We start from the raw sequence: 15,567 nt of genomic DNA, 5'->3' as shown, positions 1-15,567 counted from the left end.
TGCCAGAGGTCATCAGCGGGGTTGAGTTCCGCGACGGCGTCCGCCACATTCAAGCTGCCGCCTGATCAAGCGTCACCAACTTTCGAGCATATCTCGGCGCCGCCGGATTATCCACGCTGTCCCCATGATTTTGCGGGCCGCATTGCCGATCATCGAGCTCTGAGCGACGCAGGACCTGTAGTCGAGATGGGAGAGAATGCCGCGCGCTTTGCACGCTATCTGTCTGACCGGCTGCATGGTCATGATCCCCACAACGGCGCTTCCTGGTTGGACGGCTTGCCCCTGGATGTGGCCGCGCGGCTTTGCGAGAATGTTGGCACCCTGGTCACGGCAGGCCCCCAATCGCATCCCAAGGCGCTGGATCGCAAGCGCATGATTGAGGCCGGCGCGTCGGGTTTTGCGATCTGTGCAGAGGGACCGGATGCGCTGTCGGATGTCTATGAATCCGTCCGCCGTCGCTCACAAAGCTTGAAGGGCGGGTTCTATGCCGACTTCGGCTTCTATACCCGATGGCTGCAACGCATGGCCCAACCGGAGCGATACCGGCAGGTTCTCGACAATTTCCGAGACTTCGTACTGGAAAGCTATCCCCTGGCACCGGGCCAGGAGGTTCTCGGGCGCTCCTGCACCCGGCGGCGATGGTTCACCTGGGCAGAAATCGGGCGGAAATATGGCCTCAGCTCCGGGCGCGTCGCGCGGTTCCAGCGCGCCCTTGGCATCAGCGGTGATGATCTGCGACGGGTGGCACCCGGCGCCTATGATACTAAGCTGTCGATCCTTTCCAGCGGGCTTGACCGAAAGCAGGCGGCGCGTCATCTGAACGTGCATCCATCCGGCATCGACAAGCTTGTCGCGGCAGGGCTTCTGAACCATGTCCTGGCCTTGCCGCAGATGGACAAGCTGTTCCTGCCCGAGGACATCGACATCTTTCTGACGGCGGCCTTCGCCAATGCCGAGATGGTCGAGACCGCTCCCGCAGGAGCATGGCCGCTCTGCAGTATCGCGCAGAAGGCGACACTGCCCAATGCCGATCTTCTCCGGGCTGCGATCTCGGGCAGGCTGAAAAAGGTCTGGGGACTGCGCGGTATCAGCGGCCTGCCAGCGCTGCACCTGGATCTGGACGAGGTGCTGGACGCTTTCGAATCGCCGCCGCTGATCGGCCTGACCCGAGACGATCTGCGGAAGCAGTTGCATATCAATTGCTCAACCGTCAGCCTGCTGCTGAAAAGCGGCATGATCGCCAGTCAACAGTTCCCCGATCCGCGAACGCGCCAGTCATTGTCCTTGATTGCAACAGAGGAACTGGGTCGGTTCCTTGACCGACATTTACCGCTCGGGCTCATGGCCTGGCAGCTTGGAACGCAGGCAAAGCACGTCGCGGCCCGGCTGGACAGGGCCGAGGTCTGGCCAATCCTTCTACCGGAGCGCTGCAGCAAGATCTATCTGCGCGAAGAAGCCGCCCCGGTCATCGCGATCTGATCCACGAAATCGCTCAAAAACGAGCCCCGTCGATCCGTTCGGCGGGGCTTTCGCATGTGCGCGAAAACTGCCTCAAAATCCACCAAGTCAGCGGTTGAGATAGATTCGCTTGTCATTTGAGATGGATTCACTGTCGTTTGAGTTACTTACCCATGTCGCTTGACAAAGGATTCAGTGGTGAGCCCGACAGGATTCGAACCTGTGACCCACTGATTAAAAGTCAGTTGCTCTACCAACTGAGCTACGGGCCCACATCACAGGGCGGCTTACTAGGGGTGGGGCCGGGCGGGGTCAAGCGGAAAAATCGCCGCCTCTGGCAGAATCTCTCCAGCAAGCGTATGTGACCGCCATGGAACAGCTCAAAAGCCCTGCAAACACCGCCGGATTGCCCTTCATGAAAATGCATGGGCTGGGCAATGATTTCGTTGTCGTCGATGCCCGCCTGACCGGGGCGCTGCCGGATGCCGCCACGGTCACGGCCATCGCCGACCGCCATCGCGGGGTGGGCTTCGATCAGCTTGCCGTCATCCTGCCCGGGCAGAATGCCGATGCGAGGCTGGTGTTTTTCAACGCGGATGGCTCGTTCTCGGCGGCTTGTGGCAATGCGACGCGCTGCGTTGCCCGGCACCTGATGGACGAGACCGGCGCAAAGTCGCTGCGGCTGGCCACGGATCATGCCGTCCTGCTGGCCGAGGACGCGGGGAACGGCCTCACGCGTGTCAATATGGGCGCGCCGGTGCTGGATTGGGCCAGGATTCCGCTGGCCGAAGATCTCGATACGCTGCACCTGCCCATCGCGGGCGATCCGGTGGCAACGGGCATGGGCAATCCGCATATGACCTTTTTCGTGGCCGATGCGGCGGCGGTCGATCTGGATAGCTTTGGCCCCCTTCATGAGCACCACCCGCTTTACCCGCAGCGGACCAATGTCGAGATCGTCGAGATCGTCTCATCCGACGAAATCATCCTGCGGATCTGGGAACGCGGGACCGGGATCACGCTGGCCTCGGGCTCGTGCTCTTGCGCGGCGGTGGTTGCGGCGGCCCGGCGCGGGCTGACCGGGCGCCGCGTCCGGGTGAACGTGCCCGGCGGGCAGCTTGAAATCGACTGGCGCGAGGACGGGGTCTGGATGACCGGCCCGACGGCGCATGTCTTTGACGGGGTCTGGCGGGGATGAAGGATCTGAAGCCTCCGGTCTTTGCGACGCTGGGCTGCCGGCTGAACGCCTATGAGACCGAGGCCATGCGCGAAATGGCCGAGGCCGCCGGGCTGCAAGGCGCGGTGATCGTGAACACCTGCGCCGTCACCGCCGAGGCGGTGCGCAAGGCGCGGCAGGAAATCCGCCGGCTGGCGCGCGAAAACCCCGGCGCGCCAGTCATCGTCACCGGCTGCGCGGCGCAGACCGAGCCGGAAACCTTTGCCGCCATGGCCGAGGTCACGCGCGTCATCGGCAATCACGAAAAGATGCAGCCCCAGACATGGGCACAGATTCAGGCGCCTGACCTGATCGGCCAGACCGAAAAGGTGCAGGTCGATGACATCATGTCGGTCAAGGAAACGGCGGGGCATCTGATCGACGGCTTTGGCCGCCATCGCGCCTATGTGCAAGTCCAGAATGGCTGTGACCACCGCTGCACCTTCTGCATCATCCCTTACGGGCGCGGCAATTCCCGGTCCGTGCCTGCGGGCGTCGTGGTGGACCAGATCAAGCGGCTGCGGGATCGCGGCTTTCACGAGGTGGTGCTGACCGGGGTCGATCTGACCTCATGGGGGGCCGATCTGCCGGGCCAGCCGCGTCTGGGCGATCTGGTCATGCGCATCCTGCGTCTGGTGCCGGATCTGCCGCGGCTGCGGATCAGCTCGATCGATTCGATCGAGGCGGACGACAACCTGATGCTGGCCATCGCGACCGAGCCGCGCCTGATGCCGCATCTGCACCTGAGCCTGCAGGCGGGCGACGACATGATCCTGAAACGGATGAAGCGCCGCCATCTGCGCGATGACGCCATCCGCTTCTGCGAGGATGCCCGCAAGCTGCGCCCCGGCATCGTCTTTGGGGCCGATATCATCGCCGGCTTCCCGACCGAGACCGAGGCCATGTTTGAAAACAGCCTCAAGCTGGTCGATGATTGCGGCCTGACCTTCCTGCATGTCTTTCCCTATTCGGCGCGCAAGGGCACGCCCGCCGCGCGGATGCCGCGTGTGCCGGGGCCTGCGATCAAGGACCGCGCTGCAAGATTGCGGGCGGCGGGCGATGCGGCGCTGATCCGCCACCTTGATGCACAGCTTGGCCAGACGCGGCTGGTGTTGACCGAGGGGCCGCGCCTGGCCCGGACCGAGCATTTCACCGAGGTCTGCTTTGACCGTGACATGCCCGAAGGCTCGTTGGTCGAGGTGCTCATCACCGGCCATGACGGCCAGCGGTTAAAGGCTTAGGATGCATCCCAACCCACTGTTTCGCGGTCGCCCCGACGACCAGAACCTGACCTTTGCGCATGAGGCGGGCTTTGGCACGCTGGTCGTGAACGGCGCGCCCTATCCGCTGATTGCGCATGTTCCCTTCGTGCCGATAGACGGTGGGGTCGAATTTCATCTTGTCCGCTCAAACCCTGTGGTGCGGGCGGTGCCTGTGGCGGCCACGCTGTCCGTGCTTGGGCCTGATGGCTATATCTCGCCCGACTGGTATGGCATGGACGATCAGGTGCCGACCTGGAATTACCTTGCCGTACACCTGCGTGGCCGGATTGAGCCGGCCGAGGATCTGCGCGCCCATCTGGACCGGCTGTCGGCGCATTTTGAAAGCCGCCTTTTGCCCAAGATGCCATGGACTGCGGCCAAGATGGACGCAGACGCGCTGGCGCGGATGATGCGCATGATCCTGCCTTTCCGGCTGATCGTCGAGGAAGTCGACGGAACGTGGAAATTTTCCCAAAACAAGCCTGATGAGGCGCGGCTGGCAGCGGCCGATCACGTCTCACCGGATCTGGCACGGCTGATGCAGCAGGGCTAAGCGCGGGCCCGGCCTTTTCGGCAGGGTTGCGCGGATGCGTCTTGCTGGTGGCGTGACAGCTTCGTAACACTTTGATTATGATGCTGCTTTTCATCCACCCTTCGGCCCATTCGCATGTCACGCCGCCTAGCCATCCCGAGCAGGTGGCGCGGCTGCATGCGGATACGGCTGGATACCTATAATCCAATGAAATCATGACAAGGCCGTGTGGGAAAGTTCATTTCCCAACGGCGCGGCTTTCTGCTTTCCTGTCCCTGCAACCGAAAGCACGAGGACATTGATGAAAGCTTTGAAACCCCTGCTTGCCGCAGCGATCCTGACAGCGGGTCTTGCCGCGCCCAGCCTGGCACAGGAGCCGCGCGACACCGCGCAGGAGGAGGCCAACCGCAAGCTGGTGGTCGATTTCTATGACAAGGTGTTCAACCAGCACATGGTCGAAGAAGGCGCCGCCGTGCTGACCGAGGATTACAAGCAGCACAATCCCCATGTGCCCGATGGCAAGGAACCCTTCGTTTCCTATTTCACCCAGTTCTTCAAGGACAACCCCGAGGCCCGCGCCAAGGTCGTGCGCTCGGCCGCGGATGGCGATCTGGTCTGGCTGCACCTGAATTCGACGCAGAACGCCGAGGACCGCGGCGAGGCCATCGTCGATATCTTCCGCGTCGAGGATGGCATGATCGTCGAGCACTGGGATGTCATCCAGCCGGTGCCCGAAACCTCGGCCAATGAAAACACCATGTTCTAGGCGCGCTGGCGTCCGATGCGGGAACCCGGCGGGCATGGCCTGTCCGCCGGAACCCGCCGGGACCCATGCGCGCCGCGAAGCCCTTGCCGTTTCCTGCCGCCGCAGCATAATGCCCGGTGATGACACTGCTTTTCACCCATCCTTCGGCCCATTCGCATGTCACGCCGCCCAGCCATCCCGAACAGGTGGCGCGGCTGGATGCCGTTCTGAACGCGCTGGACGGGCTTGACCTGACCCGCCGCGATGCGCCCGAGGCCGACCCGGCCGATATCCTGCGCGGCCATGACCCCGCCTATCTGGCCCAGCTGGACCGCAAGACCCCCGATGACGGCTGGTCGATGCTGGATGCGGACACGTACCTCTCGCCCGGCAGCCTGACCGCCGCGCGCCATGCCGTGGGCGGCATCTGCGCCGCAGTCGATGCCGTTCTGGCGGGCGAGGACGCCAATGCCTTTCTCGCCATGCGCCCGCCCGGTCATCACGCCGAACGCGCCCGCGCCATGGGGTTCTGCATCTTTTCCACCGTGGCGCTGGGGGCCTTGCGGGCCTTGGACCATCATGGGCTGGACCGGGTGGCGGTGCTGGATTTCGACGTCCATCACGGCAATGGCACGCAGGATCTGCTTTGGGACGAAAGGCGGGCGATGTTCGCCTCAAGCCACCAGTTTCCGCTCTATCCGGGCACCGGGGCCGCCTCTGAACGCGGCGCGCATGGCCAGATCGTGAACGTGCCCCTGGCCTCGGGTAGCGACGGGGCGCGGGCGCGCGAGGTCTGGCAGGGCATCTGCGCCCGTGTGCTGGACTGGCGCCCGCAACTGCTTCTGGTCTCGGCGGGGTTTGATGCCCATGCCGATGACCCTCTGGCCTTCCTGACCTGGCGCGAGCGTGATTTCGCCGCCATTACCCGGATGATCTGCGACACGGCGGCGGCCTGCTCGGCCCCGGTGGTATCGGCGCTGGAAGGCGGCTATGATCTGGCGGCTTTGGGCCGCTCGGCGCGCGCCCATGTCGAAGTGCTGAAGGAGACGTCGCCGTGACCGAGATCAGGAACATGTCCTTTGAGGACGCGATGAAAGAGCTTGAGGCCACGGTCGGCAAGCTGGAACACGGCGAGGCCACGCTGGAGGAATCGATCGCTCTTTACGAACGCGGTGCGGCCCTGCGCCAGCATTGCGATGCGGTGCTGCGTCAGGCCGAGGAGCGGGTCGAAAAGATCACGCTGGCCGCGAATGGCCAGCCCGCAGGCACCACCCCGGTCGAGGGCCTGTGATGCAGGACGCAATGCAGGAAGTGATGCAGCACCGGCTGGACGACGTGAAGGCGCAGGTCCAGGCCGCGCTTGAGGAAGCCATGGCCCATCTGCCCCCGGGCGAGATGACGGATGCCATGCGCTATGCCTGTATCGGCGGCAAGCGCGTCCGGGCCTTTCTGGTAATGGAATCGGCGCGCATGTTCGGGATCGAGGACAGCGCCGCGCTGCCGGTCGCGGCGGCGGTCGAGGCGCTGCATGCCTATAGCCTTGTCCATGACGACCTGCCCTCGATGGACAATGACGACCTGCGCCGGGGCCTGCCCACCGTGCATGTGCAATGGTCCGAGGCGACGGCGATTCTGGCCGGCGACGCGCTGCAAAGCCTCGCCTTCGGGCTTTTTGCCGACGAACGCATCGGCGCGGCGGAAACCCGCCTGACCTTGCTGCAGGGTTTCGCCGAGGCCGTCGGCGCGCGCGGCATGGTCTGGGGGCAGGCGCAGGACATTGCCGCCGAAACCGCCATCGAGCCCCTTGATATCGTGGCCATCAAGCGCCTGCAGCAGGCCAAGACCGGGGCGCTGATCCAGTTCTCGGCCACGGCGGGCGCGGTGCTGGCCGGGCAAGACCCTGAACCTCTGGCCGAATATGCCCGCAATCTGGGCCTTGCCTTCCAGATTCAGGACGACGTTCTGGATGTGACCGGGGACGAGGCCGAAACCGGCAAGCGCACCGGCAAGGATGACGCCGCCGGCAAGGCCACCTTCGTGTCGCTGCTGGGCCTTGAGGGCGCGCAGGACAAGGCCCGCAAGCTGGTCCGCAATGCCGAGGCCGCGCTGGAACCTTATGGTGAGGCGGCTGGAAACTTGCGGCAACTTGCGCGTTTCGTTATCGAACGCGACGCCTGACAGAGCCCGCCCAGAGAGGGGCAAGCCATGACCCAAGACGATTCTTCCAACCGTCCCGCGACCCCGGTTCTTGACCGGATCCATGTCCCTGCGGACATGAAGGATCTGACGGATCGCGAGCTGCGCCAATTGGCCGATGAGTTGCGGGCCGAGACGATCAGCGCGGTCAGCGTCACCGGCGGCCATCTGGGCGCGGGGCTTGGCGTGGTGGAACTGACCGTGGCGCTGCATGCGGTCTTTGACACGCCGCGCGACAAGATCATCTGGGACGTGGGCCACCAGTGCTATCCCCACAAGATCCTGACCGGGCGGCGCGACCGCATCCGTACGCTGCGCATGGAAAAGGGCCTTTCCGGCTTCACCAAGCGTTCGGAAAGCGCCTATGACCCGTTCGGGGCCGGGCACAGCTCGACCTCGATCAGCGCGGCCTTGGGCTTTGCCATGGCGCGCGAGCTGGGTGGCGATCCGGGCGACGCGATTGCCGTGATCGGCGACGGCGCCATGTCGGCGGGCATGGCATTCGAGGCGCTGAACAACGCGGGTCATCTGGGCAAGCGGCTGTTCGTGGTCCTGAACGACAATGAAATGTCCATCGCGCCGCCGGTCGGCGCGCTCTCCAGCTATCTGACCCGGCTTTATGCCGAGGGGCCGTTCCAAGACTTGAAGGCCGTGGCCAAGGGCGCCGTGGGCTTCCTGCCCTCGCCCCTGCAAGAAGGGGCGCGGCGCGCCAAGGAAATGCTGAAAGGCATGACCGTGGGCGGCACGCTGTTCGAGGAACTGGGCTTTTCCTATGTCGGCCCGGTTGACGGTCATGACATGGACCAGCTTTTGCCGCTGCTGCGCACCGTCAAGGCGCGGGCGACCGGCCCGGTGCTGATCCATGCGGTGACGAAAAAGGGCAAGGGCTATGCCCCGGCCGAACGCGCCGCCGACAAGGGCCATGCCACGGCGAAATTCGACGTGATGACCGGCTCGCAGGCCAAGGCGAAATCGAACGCGCCCAGCTATACCTCGGTATTCGGTCGCATGCTGACCGATCTGGCGGCGCGCGACGACAAGATCGTGGCGGTGACCGCCGCCATGCCCGATGGCACCGGGCTGAACATGTTCGCCGAACGCTTTCCGCGCCGCTGTTTCGACGTGGGCATTGCCGAACAGCATGCCGTGACCTTTTCGGCCGGGCTGGCGGCGGGGGGGATGAAACCCTTCTGCGCGCTTTATTCGACATTCCTGCAGCGCGGCTACGATCAGGTCGTGCATGACGTGGCGATCCAGCGCCTGCCGGTGCGTTTCGCCATCGACCGCGCCGGGCTTGTGGGCGCGGATGGTGCCACCCATGCCGGCGCCTATGACATCGCCTTCATGGCGAACCTGCCCGGCATGGTGGTCATGGCCGCCGCCGACGAGGCGGAACTGGCCCGCATGGTTGCCACCGCCGCCGGCCATGATGCCGGCCCCATCGCTTTCCGCTATCCGCGTGGCGAGGGCACTGGCATCGAGATGCCAGAGCGCGCCGAGCCCTTGGAAATCGGCAAGGGCCGCATCATTGCCGAGGGCGCCCGTGTGGCGATCCTGTCCTTTGGCACCCGACTGTCCGAGGTCATGCGCGCGCGTGAGGCGCTGATGGCGCGGGGCATCCAGCCCACGGTGGCGGATGCGCGCTTCGCCAAGCCCCTCGACCGCGATCTGATCCTGAAGCTTGCTGCAACGCATGAGGCGCTGATCACCATCGAAGAAGGTTCGGTCGGCGGTTTCGGCAGTCTTGTCGCGCAGCTTCTTTCGGACGAGGCTGTCTTTGACCGAAGCCTGCGATTCCGCCAGATGGTGCTGCCCGACACCTTCATCGACCATGCCAGCCCCGATGCCATGTATCGCGAGGCCGGCATGTCCGCCGCCGATATCGAGGCCAAGGTGCTTGAGGTTCTGGGCGTGGCGCAGATCGGGGAAAAGCGGGCATAGGCTTGGCCGATGCCCGGTGAAAATTGACAGTGACGGCCTGTGACAGGGGGCGATGGAATGCTGCGTATTCTTCTGACCGGATTTTTGGTGGCGGCGCCCTTGGGCGTGGCGGCGCAGGACTTCCTGCCCAATCTTTACGACGTGACCGTGGTCGAGACATGGGACACGCTGAACGTGCGCGAGGCGCCGGACGGCAAGGCCAAGGTCATCGGCACGCTGCGCTCGAACGCCACCGGGGTCGAGCTTCTGGGCCGTGACGCCTCGGGCAAATGGGGTCGGGTGAATATCGGCGAGCAATCGGGCTGGGTGGCGCTGCGGTTCCTGAAAGCACAGGCTTCGGTCTGGAAACCTGCCTCGTTGCCGCTGGCGCTGAAATGCGGCGGGACCGAGCCCTTCTGGTCGGTGCAGACGGTCGAGAGCGGGCTGGTCTTTAGCGAACCCGAAGCCGGAGAGCGCAAGCTGACGCTGCGCAAGGTCATGGATCGCGGGATCGAGGGCGAGCCGACGCGCGGCATGATCGCCGGGGATGACAAGGGCCGGCTGACCGCCTTTCTGCAGCCGCAGCAATGTTCGGACGGCATGTCGGATCGCGCCTATGCACTGGCGGTCACCGTGATCATGGACGGGCAGGACAGCCCGTCGCGGATGCTGACGGGCTGCTGCTCGATCGCGCCCTAGGGGGCGGTCTCCTCGACCTTGAGCAGGGCGGCTAGGCCCGCGCGGTAATCGGGATAGATCAGCCGCACGCCCAGCTCGCGCTTGATCAGGTCATTCGCGACCCGCTTGCTTTCGGCGTAAAAGCTGCGCGCCATCGGGGTCATTTCGGCGCTGGCGTAATCCTCGGCCGGGGGCAGGGGCAGGCCCAGCAGTTCGGCGGCATGGCCGATCACCGCCTCGGGCGGGGCAGGGTCGTCGTCGCAGACATTATAGATCGCGCCCGGGCGCGGCGCGTGGATCGAGGCCAGCAGCACCTGCGCGATATCGGCGGCATGGATGCGCGAGAATATCTGCCCCGGCTTGACGATGCGCCGCGCCGTGCCTACCCGCAGCTTGGCAAAGGGGCCGCGCCCGGGGCCATAGATCCCCGCCAGCCGAAAGATATGCAAAGGCAGCCCGTGGTCGGCGGCCAGCCGCTGCCATGCCTGTTCCGCCGCCACGCGGTAGCGCCCGCGCCGGGTCGAGGGCGCGAGTTCCGACCCCTCATCCACCCAGCCGCCATCGCGGTCGCCGTAAACCCCGGTCGTGGACAGATAGCCCAGCCAGCGCGGGCGGGCGCGGGCGAAATCCGCCGCAAAAGCGGCCAGCGCCGGGTCAAAGCCCTGATCCGGCCCGGCCGAGATCAGGATGGCATCGGCCCCGGCGATGGCGTCGCGCAGGGCGTCCTCATCGCCGGGCCAAAGCAGGGGCGTCGCGCCCGCGTCAAGGACGCGTTGGGGCGCGTCGCGAGTGGTGCCGGTGACCTGCCAGCCCTCGGCCAGCAGAAGCGGCGTCAGGAAACCGGCCGTGTAGCCATGGCCCAGCACCAGCGCCTTCATGTCCGGCCCCGCAGGATCTCGGCGGCCATGGCGAATGACCGCATCCGCGCCTCGGGGTCGTAGATATTGCCGACAAGGATCAGCTCATCGGGCTGATAGCGGGCGATCAGCCGGTCAAGTTCCGCCGCGACGGTGTCGGGCGTGCCCACCGCGCTGACCGCAAGGGCCGCGTTGACCGTCGGCAGGATGCGCACCGGCACCGCGTCCAGAACATCATCGACCGGCGCCGGCAACAGGCCGGGCGTGCCCAGCCGCAGCCGGGCAAAGCTGATCTGCTGGCTGGTGCGCAGGCGCTGCGCCTCGGCATCGGTATCGGCGGCGATGACGTTCACCGCCAGCATGAAGCGCGGCTTGTCGCCAAATTCGGTGGGCTGGAAGCGTGAGCGGTAAAGCCGCAGCGCCTCGTCCAGATCGCCGGGGGCGAAATGGCTGGCAAAGGCATAGGGCAGGCCAAGCGCGGCGGCGAGGCTGGCGCCATAGAGCGACGAGCCAAGGATCCAGACCGGCACATTGGTGCCTTGCCCTGGATGCGCGGCGACCGGATTGCCGGGCTGCGCGGGGCCAAGATAGCGCAGCAGTTCGACGACATCGTTCGGAAAATCGTCATTGCGCTGCATCGACCGGCGCAGCGCATGCATGACCGCGCCGTCGCCGCCCGGCGCGCGGCCCAGCCCCAGATCGATGCGGTCGCCATGGATGGTGGCCAAGGTGCCGAACTGCTCGGCAATGGCCAAGGGCGCGTGATTGGGCAGCATGACGCCGCCGGCGCCGACGCGGATCGTGCTGGTATGGCCGGCAACGTGGTTGATCAGCACCGAGGTCGCGGCGCTGGCGATGCCGGGCATGTTGTGATGCTCGGCCAGCCAGAAACGGTGATAGCCCCAGCCCTCGGCGGCCTGGGCCAGCGAAACGGAATTGGCGATGGCCTGACGGGCATCCGAGCCCTCGGCGACGACCGCCAGATCAAGAATGGAAAACTGCATGGGCATTGCTCCTTCATCGCACAGATAGGTGGCCCGTGACCGGCTTGCCACCCCGCGCCGGCGCTGGCACAGTCCTGCGAAACTGGAGAACGCGCATCATGATCGACAACCGGACCTTGCCCATTGAAACCCCGGAACCCGCCGAGCGCGTCTTTTTCGACGATCCCGCCGCCGCCGTCGCGCGGCTGAATGAGCTATACGAACGTTCCTCGCGATATCTGCTGGATCATTTTGTCGCAACGCTGGAGGGCAGGCCCCCCGAGGCCCGCTATCGCGCCTTTTACCCCGAGCTGCGGATCAATATTCCCGTGCATACAAAGACGGATTCGCGGCTGTCCTTCGGCCATGTCTCGGTGCCGGGGACCTATGCCAGCTCGATCACCCGGCCGGATCTGTTTCGCGGCTACCTGACCGAACAGATCGCGCTGGTGATGAAGAATCACGGGGTTTCGGTCTCGGTCGGCGACAGTGACACGCCGATGCCGGTGCATTTCGCCGTGGCGACCCAAAGCGACCTGAACGTCCCGCAAGAGGGCGTGCTGGCGTATTCGTTACGTGACGTCTTTGACGTGCCGGACCTGAACACGATGAACGACGATATCGTGAACGGGACCGCCGGGCCGAACCCCGATGGCAGCCATCCGCTGGCGCCCTTTACCGCGCAGCGCGTGGATTATTCGCTGGCGCGGCTGAGCCATTACACCGCGACCCTGCCCGAGCATTTCCAGAATTTCGTCCTGTTCACCAACTACCAGTTCTATGTCGACGAATTCGAGGGCTTTGCCCGCCGGGCCCTGGCCGATCCGAATTCCGGCTATACCGAATTCGTGGCGCCCGGAAATCAGGTCATCACCACCGCCGACGGGGCGATTGCCCATGGCGGCAAGATGCCCCAGATGCCGACCTATCACCTCAAGCGGCCGGATGGCGATGGCATCACGCTGGTCAATATCGGCGTCGGCCCCTCGAACGCCAAGACCGCGACCGACCATATCGCCGTCCTGCGCCCGCATGCCTGGCTGATGGTCGGCCATTGCGCGGGCCTGCGCAACAGCCAGTCCCTTGGCGATTTCGTGCTGGCCCATGCCTACCTGCGCGAGGATCACGTTCTGGACGACGACCTGCCGCTTTGGGTGCCGATCCCGGCTTTGGCCGAGGTGCAGGTCGCGCTGCAAGATGCGGTGGCCGAGGTCACGCAGCTGGACGGCTATGAGCTGAAGCGGATCATGCGCACCGGCACCGTCGCCACCATCGACAACCGCAACTGGGAGTTGCGCGACCAGTCCGGCCCGGTGCAGCGCCTGTCGCAGTCGCGCGCCGTCGCGCTGGACATGGAAAGCGCCACCATCGCCGCCAACGGCTTTCGTTTTCGCGTGCCTTACGGCACCCTGCTTTGCGTCAGCGACAAGCCGCTGCATGGCGAATTGAAGCTGCCCGGCATGGCCACGGATTTCTATCGCACGCAGGTCGCGAACCATCTTTTGATCGGGATTCGCGCCATGGAGAAGCTGCGCGCGACGCCTCTGGAACGCATCCATTCGCGCAAGCTCAGGTCGTTTAACGAGACCGCTTTCCTCTGATTTGGCGCTGAACAGCACTTTTCTGCCGTTTTCGTTGCGTCGGATAGGCGAAAACAAAGGAAAAAGCTTGAACTATGCGCAAAAAGCTTGTGTAGCGGCTTGCATGCCGCCAAGGTGGCGTCCGAAAATTTCCCGAACGGGGAACAACGAGGAGACAATGAATATGGCTCAGGCCGCTTCCAAACCGATGACCAAGACCCAGCTCGTGGCCACGCTGGCCGAAGAGATGGGCAGCGACAAGAAAACCGCCAACGCCGCGCTGGACGCGCTGTCGGCGATCGTTTCGAAGACCGTCGCTGAAGGTGGCGCTGTCACGCTGCCGGGTATCGGCAAAGTTGCTTGCCGTGCGCGCCCCGAACGTCAGGTCCGCAACCCGCAGACGCAAGAGATGATGACGAAGCCCGCCGACAAGGTGGTCAAGGTCACCATCGCCAAGGCGCTGAAGGACAGCGTGAACGCCTGATCTCTGGCGACCATTCTTCATGAGGGGCCGCGCAGCGATGCGCGGCCCCTTGCATGTGCGGCATTGTCGGTCGCGTCGCCCGCCCCGGCCGCCGGCATTTCGGGCCGGATGGCGACAAAGCCGACCCGCCCCCCTTGCACCCGCCCCCTCATCTGTTAGCCCTTTCGGGGCAAGCAGGGGACCGCGCATGGATTTCAAAGCCGTTCTGATGGGGCTGGGCTTTGCGCTCATGTGGGCCTCGGCCTTTACCACGACGCGCATGATCGTGCTGGCGGCGCCGCCCCTGACGGCGCTGGTCATCCGTTTCGCGCTGTCTGCCGTGGTGGCGGTGGCGCTGGCGCGGGCCATGGGCCAAAGCTGGCATCTCAGCCGGGCGGAATGGCGCACGGTCGTCATATTCGGCCTGTGCCAGAACGCGCTGTATCTGGGCCTCAACTGGATGGCGATGCAATATGTCGAGGCCTCGGCCGCGGCGATCATCGCCTCGGTCATGCCGCTGGCCGTGGCCTTTCTGGGCTGGGCGATCTATGGCGAGAAACTGCGTCCGCTGGCCGTCGGCGGCCTGATCGCCGGCGTTCTGGGCGTGGCGCTGATCATGGGGGTGCGGCTGCAACATGGGCTCAGCATTCCGGGGCTGGTCCTGTGTACGCTGGGGGTGGTTGCGCTGACCTTTGCGACGCTGGCCGCGCGCGGCGCGGGCGGCAGCCGCAACATGATGATGATCGTGGGCCTGCAAATGGCCGTCGGCGCGCTGGCGCTGATCCTGCCCGCCGCAGCGATGGAATGGGGCCGCTCCGTGGACTGGAGCCCGCAGCTGCTGCTGGCCTTTGCCTATACGGTGCTGGCGCCGGGGATCGGCGCGACATGGCTGTGGTTTCTGCTGGTCAATCGCATCGGCGCCGTGCGCGCCGCGACCTTTCACTTTCTGTCGCCGATCTTTGGCGTCGCCATTGCCGCCATGCTGCTGGGCGAACGCTTTGGTGCCTCGGACGTGATCGGGGCGCTGATCGTGGCGGCAGGGATCCTGGCCGTGCAGATGGCCCGCATCCCCGCGCCCGAAGAGGATCAGCGCTCGGCGACCAGCCGCACCGCCTCGCGGTCCTGACAGCGCGCGACCCAGTCAAGGATCGCGGGCGTTGCCGGCATCTGGTCGCCGAACCAGGCAAAGGGGCCGGAACACAGCAGATCGGCGGCGCTGAATTCCTTGCCCAGCAGATAGGGCTGCTGGGTCAGCACCTCATCGAGACGCTGGATGGCGGTGTCATAGTCGCGCCAGGATGCGGTGAATGCCGGATGGCTCAGCCCGGTCCAGCTCAGGATCGCCACCGGCTCGAACACGCCCTGATACCAGAACAGCCAGGACAGATATGCGCCGCGCTGCGGATCGCCGACCGGGCGGCCCAGACCGGCTGCGGGAAAGCGGTCGGTCAGATACAGGATGATCGCCGCGCGTTCCCGGACGTGATCGGTGCCATCGGTCAGATAGGGCACCTTGCCCTCGGGGTGGGGGTTGGCCGGATCGCGCGCGCCGCTTCCATCCTGACGCGGAATGTTCACGGTGACCGTCTTGACCTGATCAGCGACGCCCAGCTCGTGGAGCAGCACCTTGACCGAGGTCGAACGGGAATTGGGCGCGTGATAAAAGGTCAGCATGGT

Annotated in this window: 16 protein-coding genes and 1 tRNA gene; 13 read left to right on the top strand and 4 right to left on the bottom strand. The window is 65.2% G+C overall.

Annotation, left to right across the window (positions count from 1 at the left end; all coding sequences use genetic code 11):
• On the top strand, positions 1 to 1,479 hold a 1,479-nt coding region (locus tag DFP89_RS16040), incomplete at its 5' end, for a hypothetical protein (protein WP_220269855.1).
• 175 nt (positions 1,480 to 1,654) lie between these two features.
• On the opposite strand, the gene DFP89_RS16035 is transcribed toward DFP89_RS16040, so the two are convergent.
• Positions 1,655 to 1,730: transfer RNA gene (locus tag DFP89_RS16035), tRNA-Lys, on the bottom strand.
• Positions 1,731 to 1,873: 143 nt separating this feature from the next.
• On the opposite strand from DFP89_RS16035, the gene dapF reads away from it, so the two are divergent.
• The 9 genes from dapF (at position 1,874) to DFP89_RS15990 (ending at position 10,028) form a co-directional block, all read left to right on the top strand.
• Entirely contained in the window at positions 1,874 to 2,656 is a 783-nt protein-coding gene (dapF, locus tag DFP89_RS16030; RefSeq protein WP_342770952.1) for a diaminopimelate epimerase, read from the top strand.
• A gap of 5 nt (positions 2,657 to 2,661) precedes the next feature.
• A complete protein-coding gene (mtaB, locus tag DFP89_RS16025; protein ID WP_114350402.1) occupies positions 2,662 to 3,915 on the top strand; it encodes a tRNA (N(6)-L-threonylcarbamoyladenosine(37)-C(2))-methylthiotransferase MtaB in 1,254 nt (417 codons plus the stop codon).
• 1 nt (position 3,916) lies between these two features.
• Complete coding sequence (locus DFP89_RS16020) at positions 3,917 to 4,489, top strand: FMN-binding negative transcriptional regulator (RefSeq protein ID WP_114350390.1); 573 nt, start codon at positions 3,917 to 3,919, stop codon at positions 4,487 to 4,489.
• Positions 4,490 to 4,769: 280 nt separating this feature from the next.
• Positions 4,770 to 5,234 carry a nuclear transport factor 2 family protein gene (locus tag DFP89_RS16015; RefSeq protein WP_114350389.1) on the top strand — a complete coding sequence of 155 codons (465 nt, stop codon included), beginning with the start codon at positions 4,770 to 4,772 and terminating at the stop codon, positions 5,232 to 5,234.
• Between the two features lie 119 nt (positions 5,235 to 5,353).
• Positions 5,354 to 6,271, top strand: a complete 918-nt coding sequence (locus DFP89_RS16010) for a histone deacetylase family protein (RefSeq protein ID WP_114350388.1) — start codon at positions 5,354 to 5,356, stop codon at positions 6,269 to 6,271.
• On the top strand, positions 6,268 to 6,504 hold the full coding sequence (locus DFP89_RS16005) for an exodeoxyribonuclease VII small subunit (protein WP_114350387.1): 237 nt from the start codon (positions 6,268 to 6,270) through the stop codon (positions 6,502 to 6,504). The genes DFP89_RS16010 and DFP89_RS16005 overlap by 4 nt, the downstream gene beginning before the upstream one ends.
• 23 nt (positions 6,505 to 6,527) lie before the next feature.
• Complete coding sequence (locus tag DFP89_RS16000; protein ID WP_114350401.1) at positions 6,528 to 7,391, top strand: farnesyl diphosphate synthase; 864 nt, start codon at positions 6,528 to 6,530, stop codon at positions 7,389 to 7,391.
• Between the two features lie 27 nt (positions 7,392 to 7,418).
• A complete protein-coding gene (gene dxs / locus DFP89_RS15995) occupies positions 7,419 to 9,350 on the top strand; it encodes a 1-deoxy-D-xylulose-5-phosphate synthase (protein WP_114350386.1) in 1,932 nt (643 codons plus the stop codon).
• A 57-nt stretch (positions 9,351 to 9,407) separates the two neighbouring features.
• The gene (locus DFP89_RS15990; protein ID WP_114350385.1) at positions 9,408 to 10,028 is read left to right on the top strand and encodes a COG3650 family protein; all 621 of its coding nucleotides are present in this window, start codon (positions 9,408 to 9,410) and stop codon (positions 10,026 to 10,028) included.
• Here DFP89_RS15990 and DFP89_RS15985 read toward each other — a convergent pair.
• Entirely contained in the window at positions 10,025 to 10,885 is an 861-nt protein-coding gene (locus DFP89_RS15985; protein WP_114350384.1) for an SDR family oxidoreductase, read from the bottom strand. The two genes, DFP89_RS15990 and DFP89_RS15985, sit on opposite strands and share 4 nt — an antisense overlap.
• The gene (locus DFP89_RS15980; protein WP_114350400.1) at positions 10,882 to 11,868 is read right to left on the bottom strand and encodes an LLM class flavin-dependent oxidoreductase; all 987 of its coding nucleotides are present in this window, start codon (positions 11,866 to 11,868) and stop codon (positions 10,882 to 10,884) included. The genes DFP89_RS15985 and DFP89_RS15980 overlap by 4 nt, the downstream gene beginning before the upstream one ends.
• A gap of 98 nt (positions 11,869 to 11,966) precedes the next feature.
• Between DFP89_RS15980 and DFP89_RS15975 the strand changes: the two genes are divergently transcribed.
• From DFP89_RS15975 to DFP89_RS15965, 3 genes are all read left to right on the top strand, one after another.
• Positions 11,967 to 13,448 carry an AMP nucleosidase gene (locus tag DFP89_RS15975; RefSeq protein ID WP_181870365.1) on the top strand — a complete coding sequence of 494 codons (1,482 nt, stop codon included), beginning with the start codon at positions 11,967 to 11,969 and terminating at the stop codon, positions 13,446 to 13,448.
• A gap of 163 nt (positions 13,449 to 13,611) precedes the next feature.
• Positions 13,612 to 13,911: an HU family DNA-binding protein gene (locus DFP89_RS15970; RefSeq protein ID WP_114350398.1), complete on the top strand. Its 300-nt coding sequence runs from the start codon at positions 13,612 to 13,614 to the stop codon at positions 13,909 to 13,911.
• A 187-nt stretch (positions 13,912 to 14,098) separates the two neighbouring features.
• On the top strand, positions 14,099 to 15,016 hold the full coding sequence (locus DFP89_RS15965) for a DMT family transporter (protein WP_114350383.1): 918 nt from the start codon (positions 14,099 to 14,101) through the stop codon (positions 15,014 to 15,016).
• On the opposite strand, the gene DFP89_RS15960 is transcribed toward DFP89_RS15965, so the two are convergent.
• On the bottom strand, positions 14,977 to 15,564 hold the full coding sequence (locus tag DFP89_RS15960; protein ID WP_114350382.1) for a glutathione S-transferase family protein: 588 nt from the start codon (positions 15,562 to 15,564) through the stop codon (positions 14,977 to 14,979). The genes DFP89_RS15965 and DFP89_RS15960 overlap by 40 nt on opposite strands.
• Between the last annotated feature and the right edge of the window lie 3 nt (positions 15,565 to 15,567).

The organism is Paracoccus lutimaris (assembly GCF_003337565.1).
In the GTDB taxonomy this organism is placed as follows: Bacteria; Pseudomonadota; Alphaproteobacteria; order Rhodobacterales; family Rhodobacteraceae; genus Paracoccus; species Paracoccus lutimaris.
The sequence above is the reverse complement of the archived record's forward strand: the minus strand, read 5'-3'. Positions and strand labels throughout refer to the sequence as shown.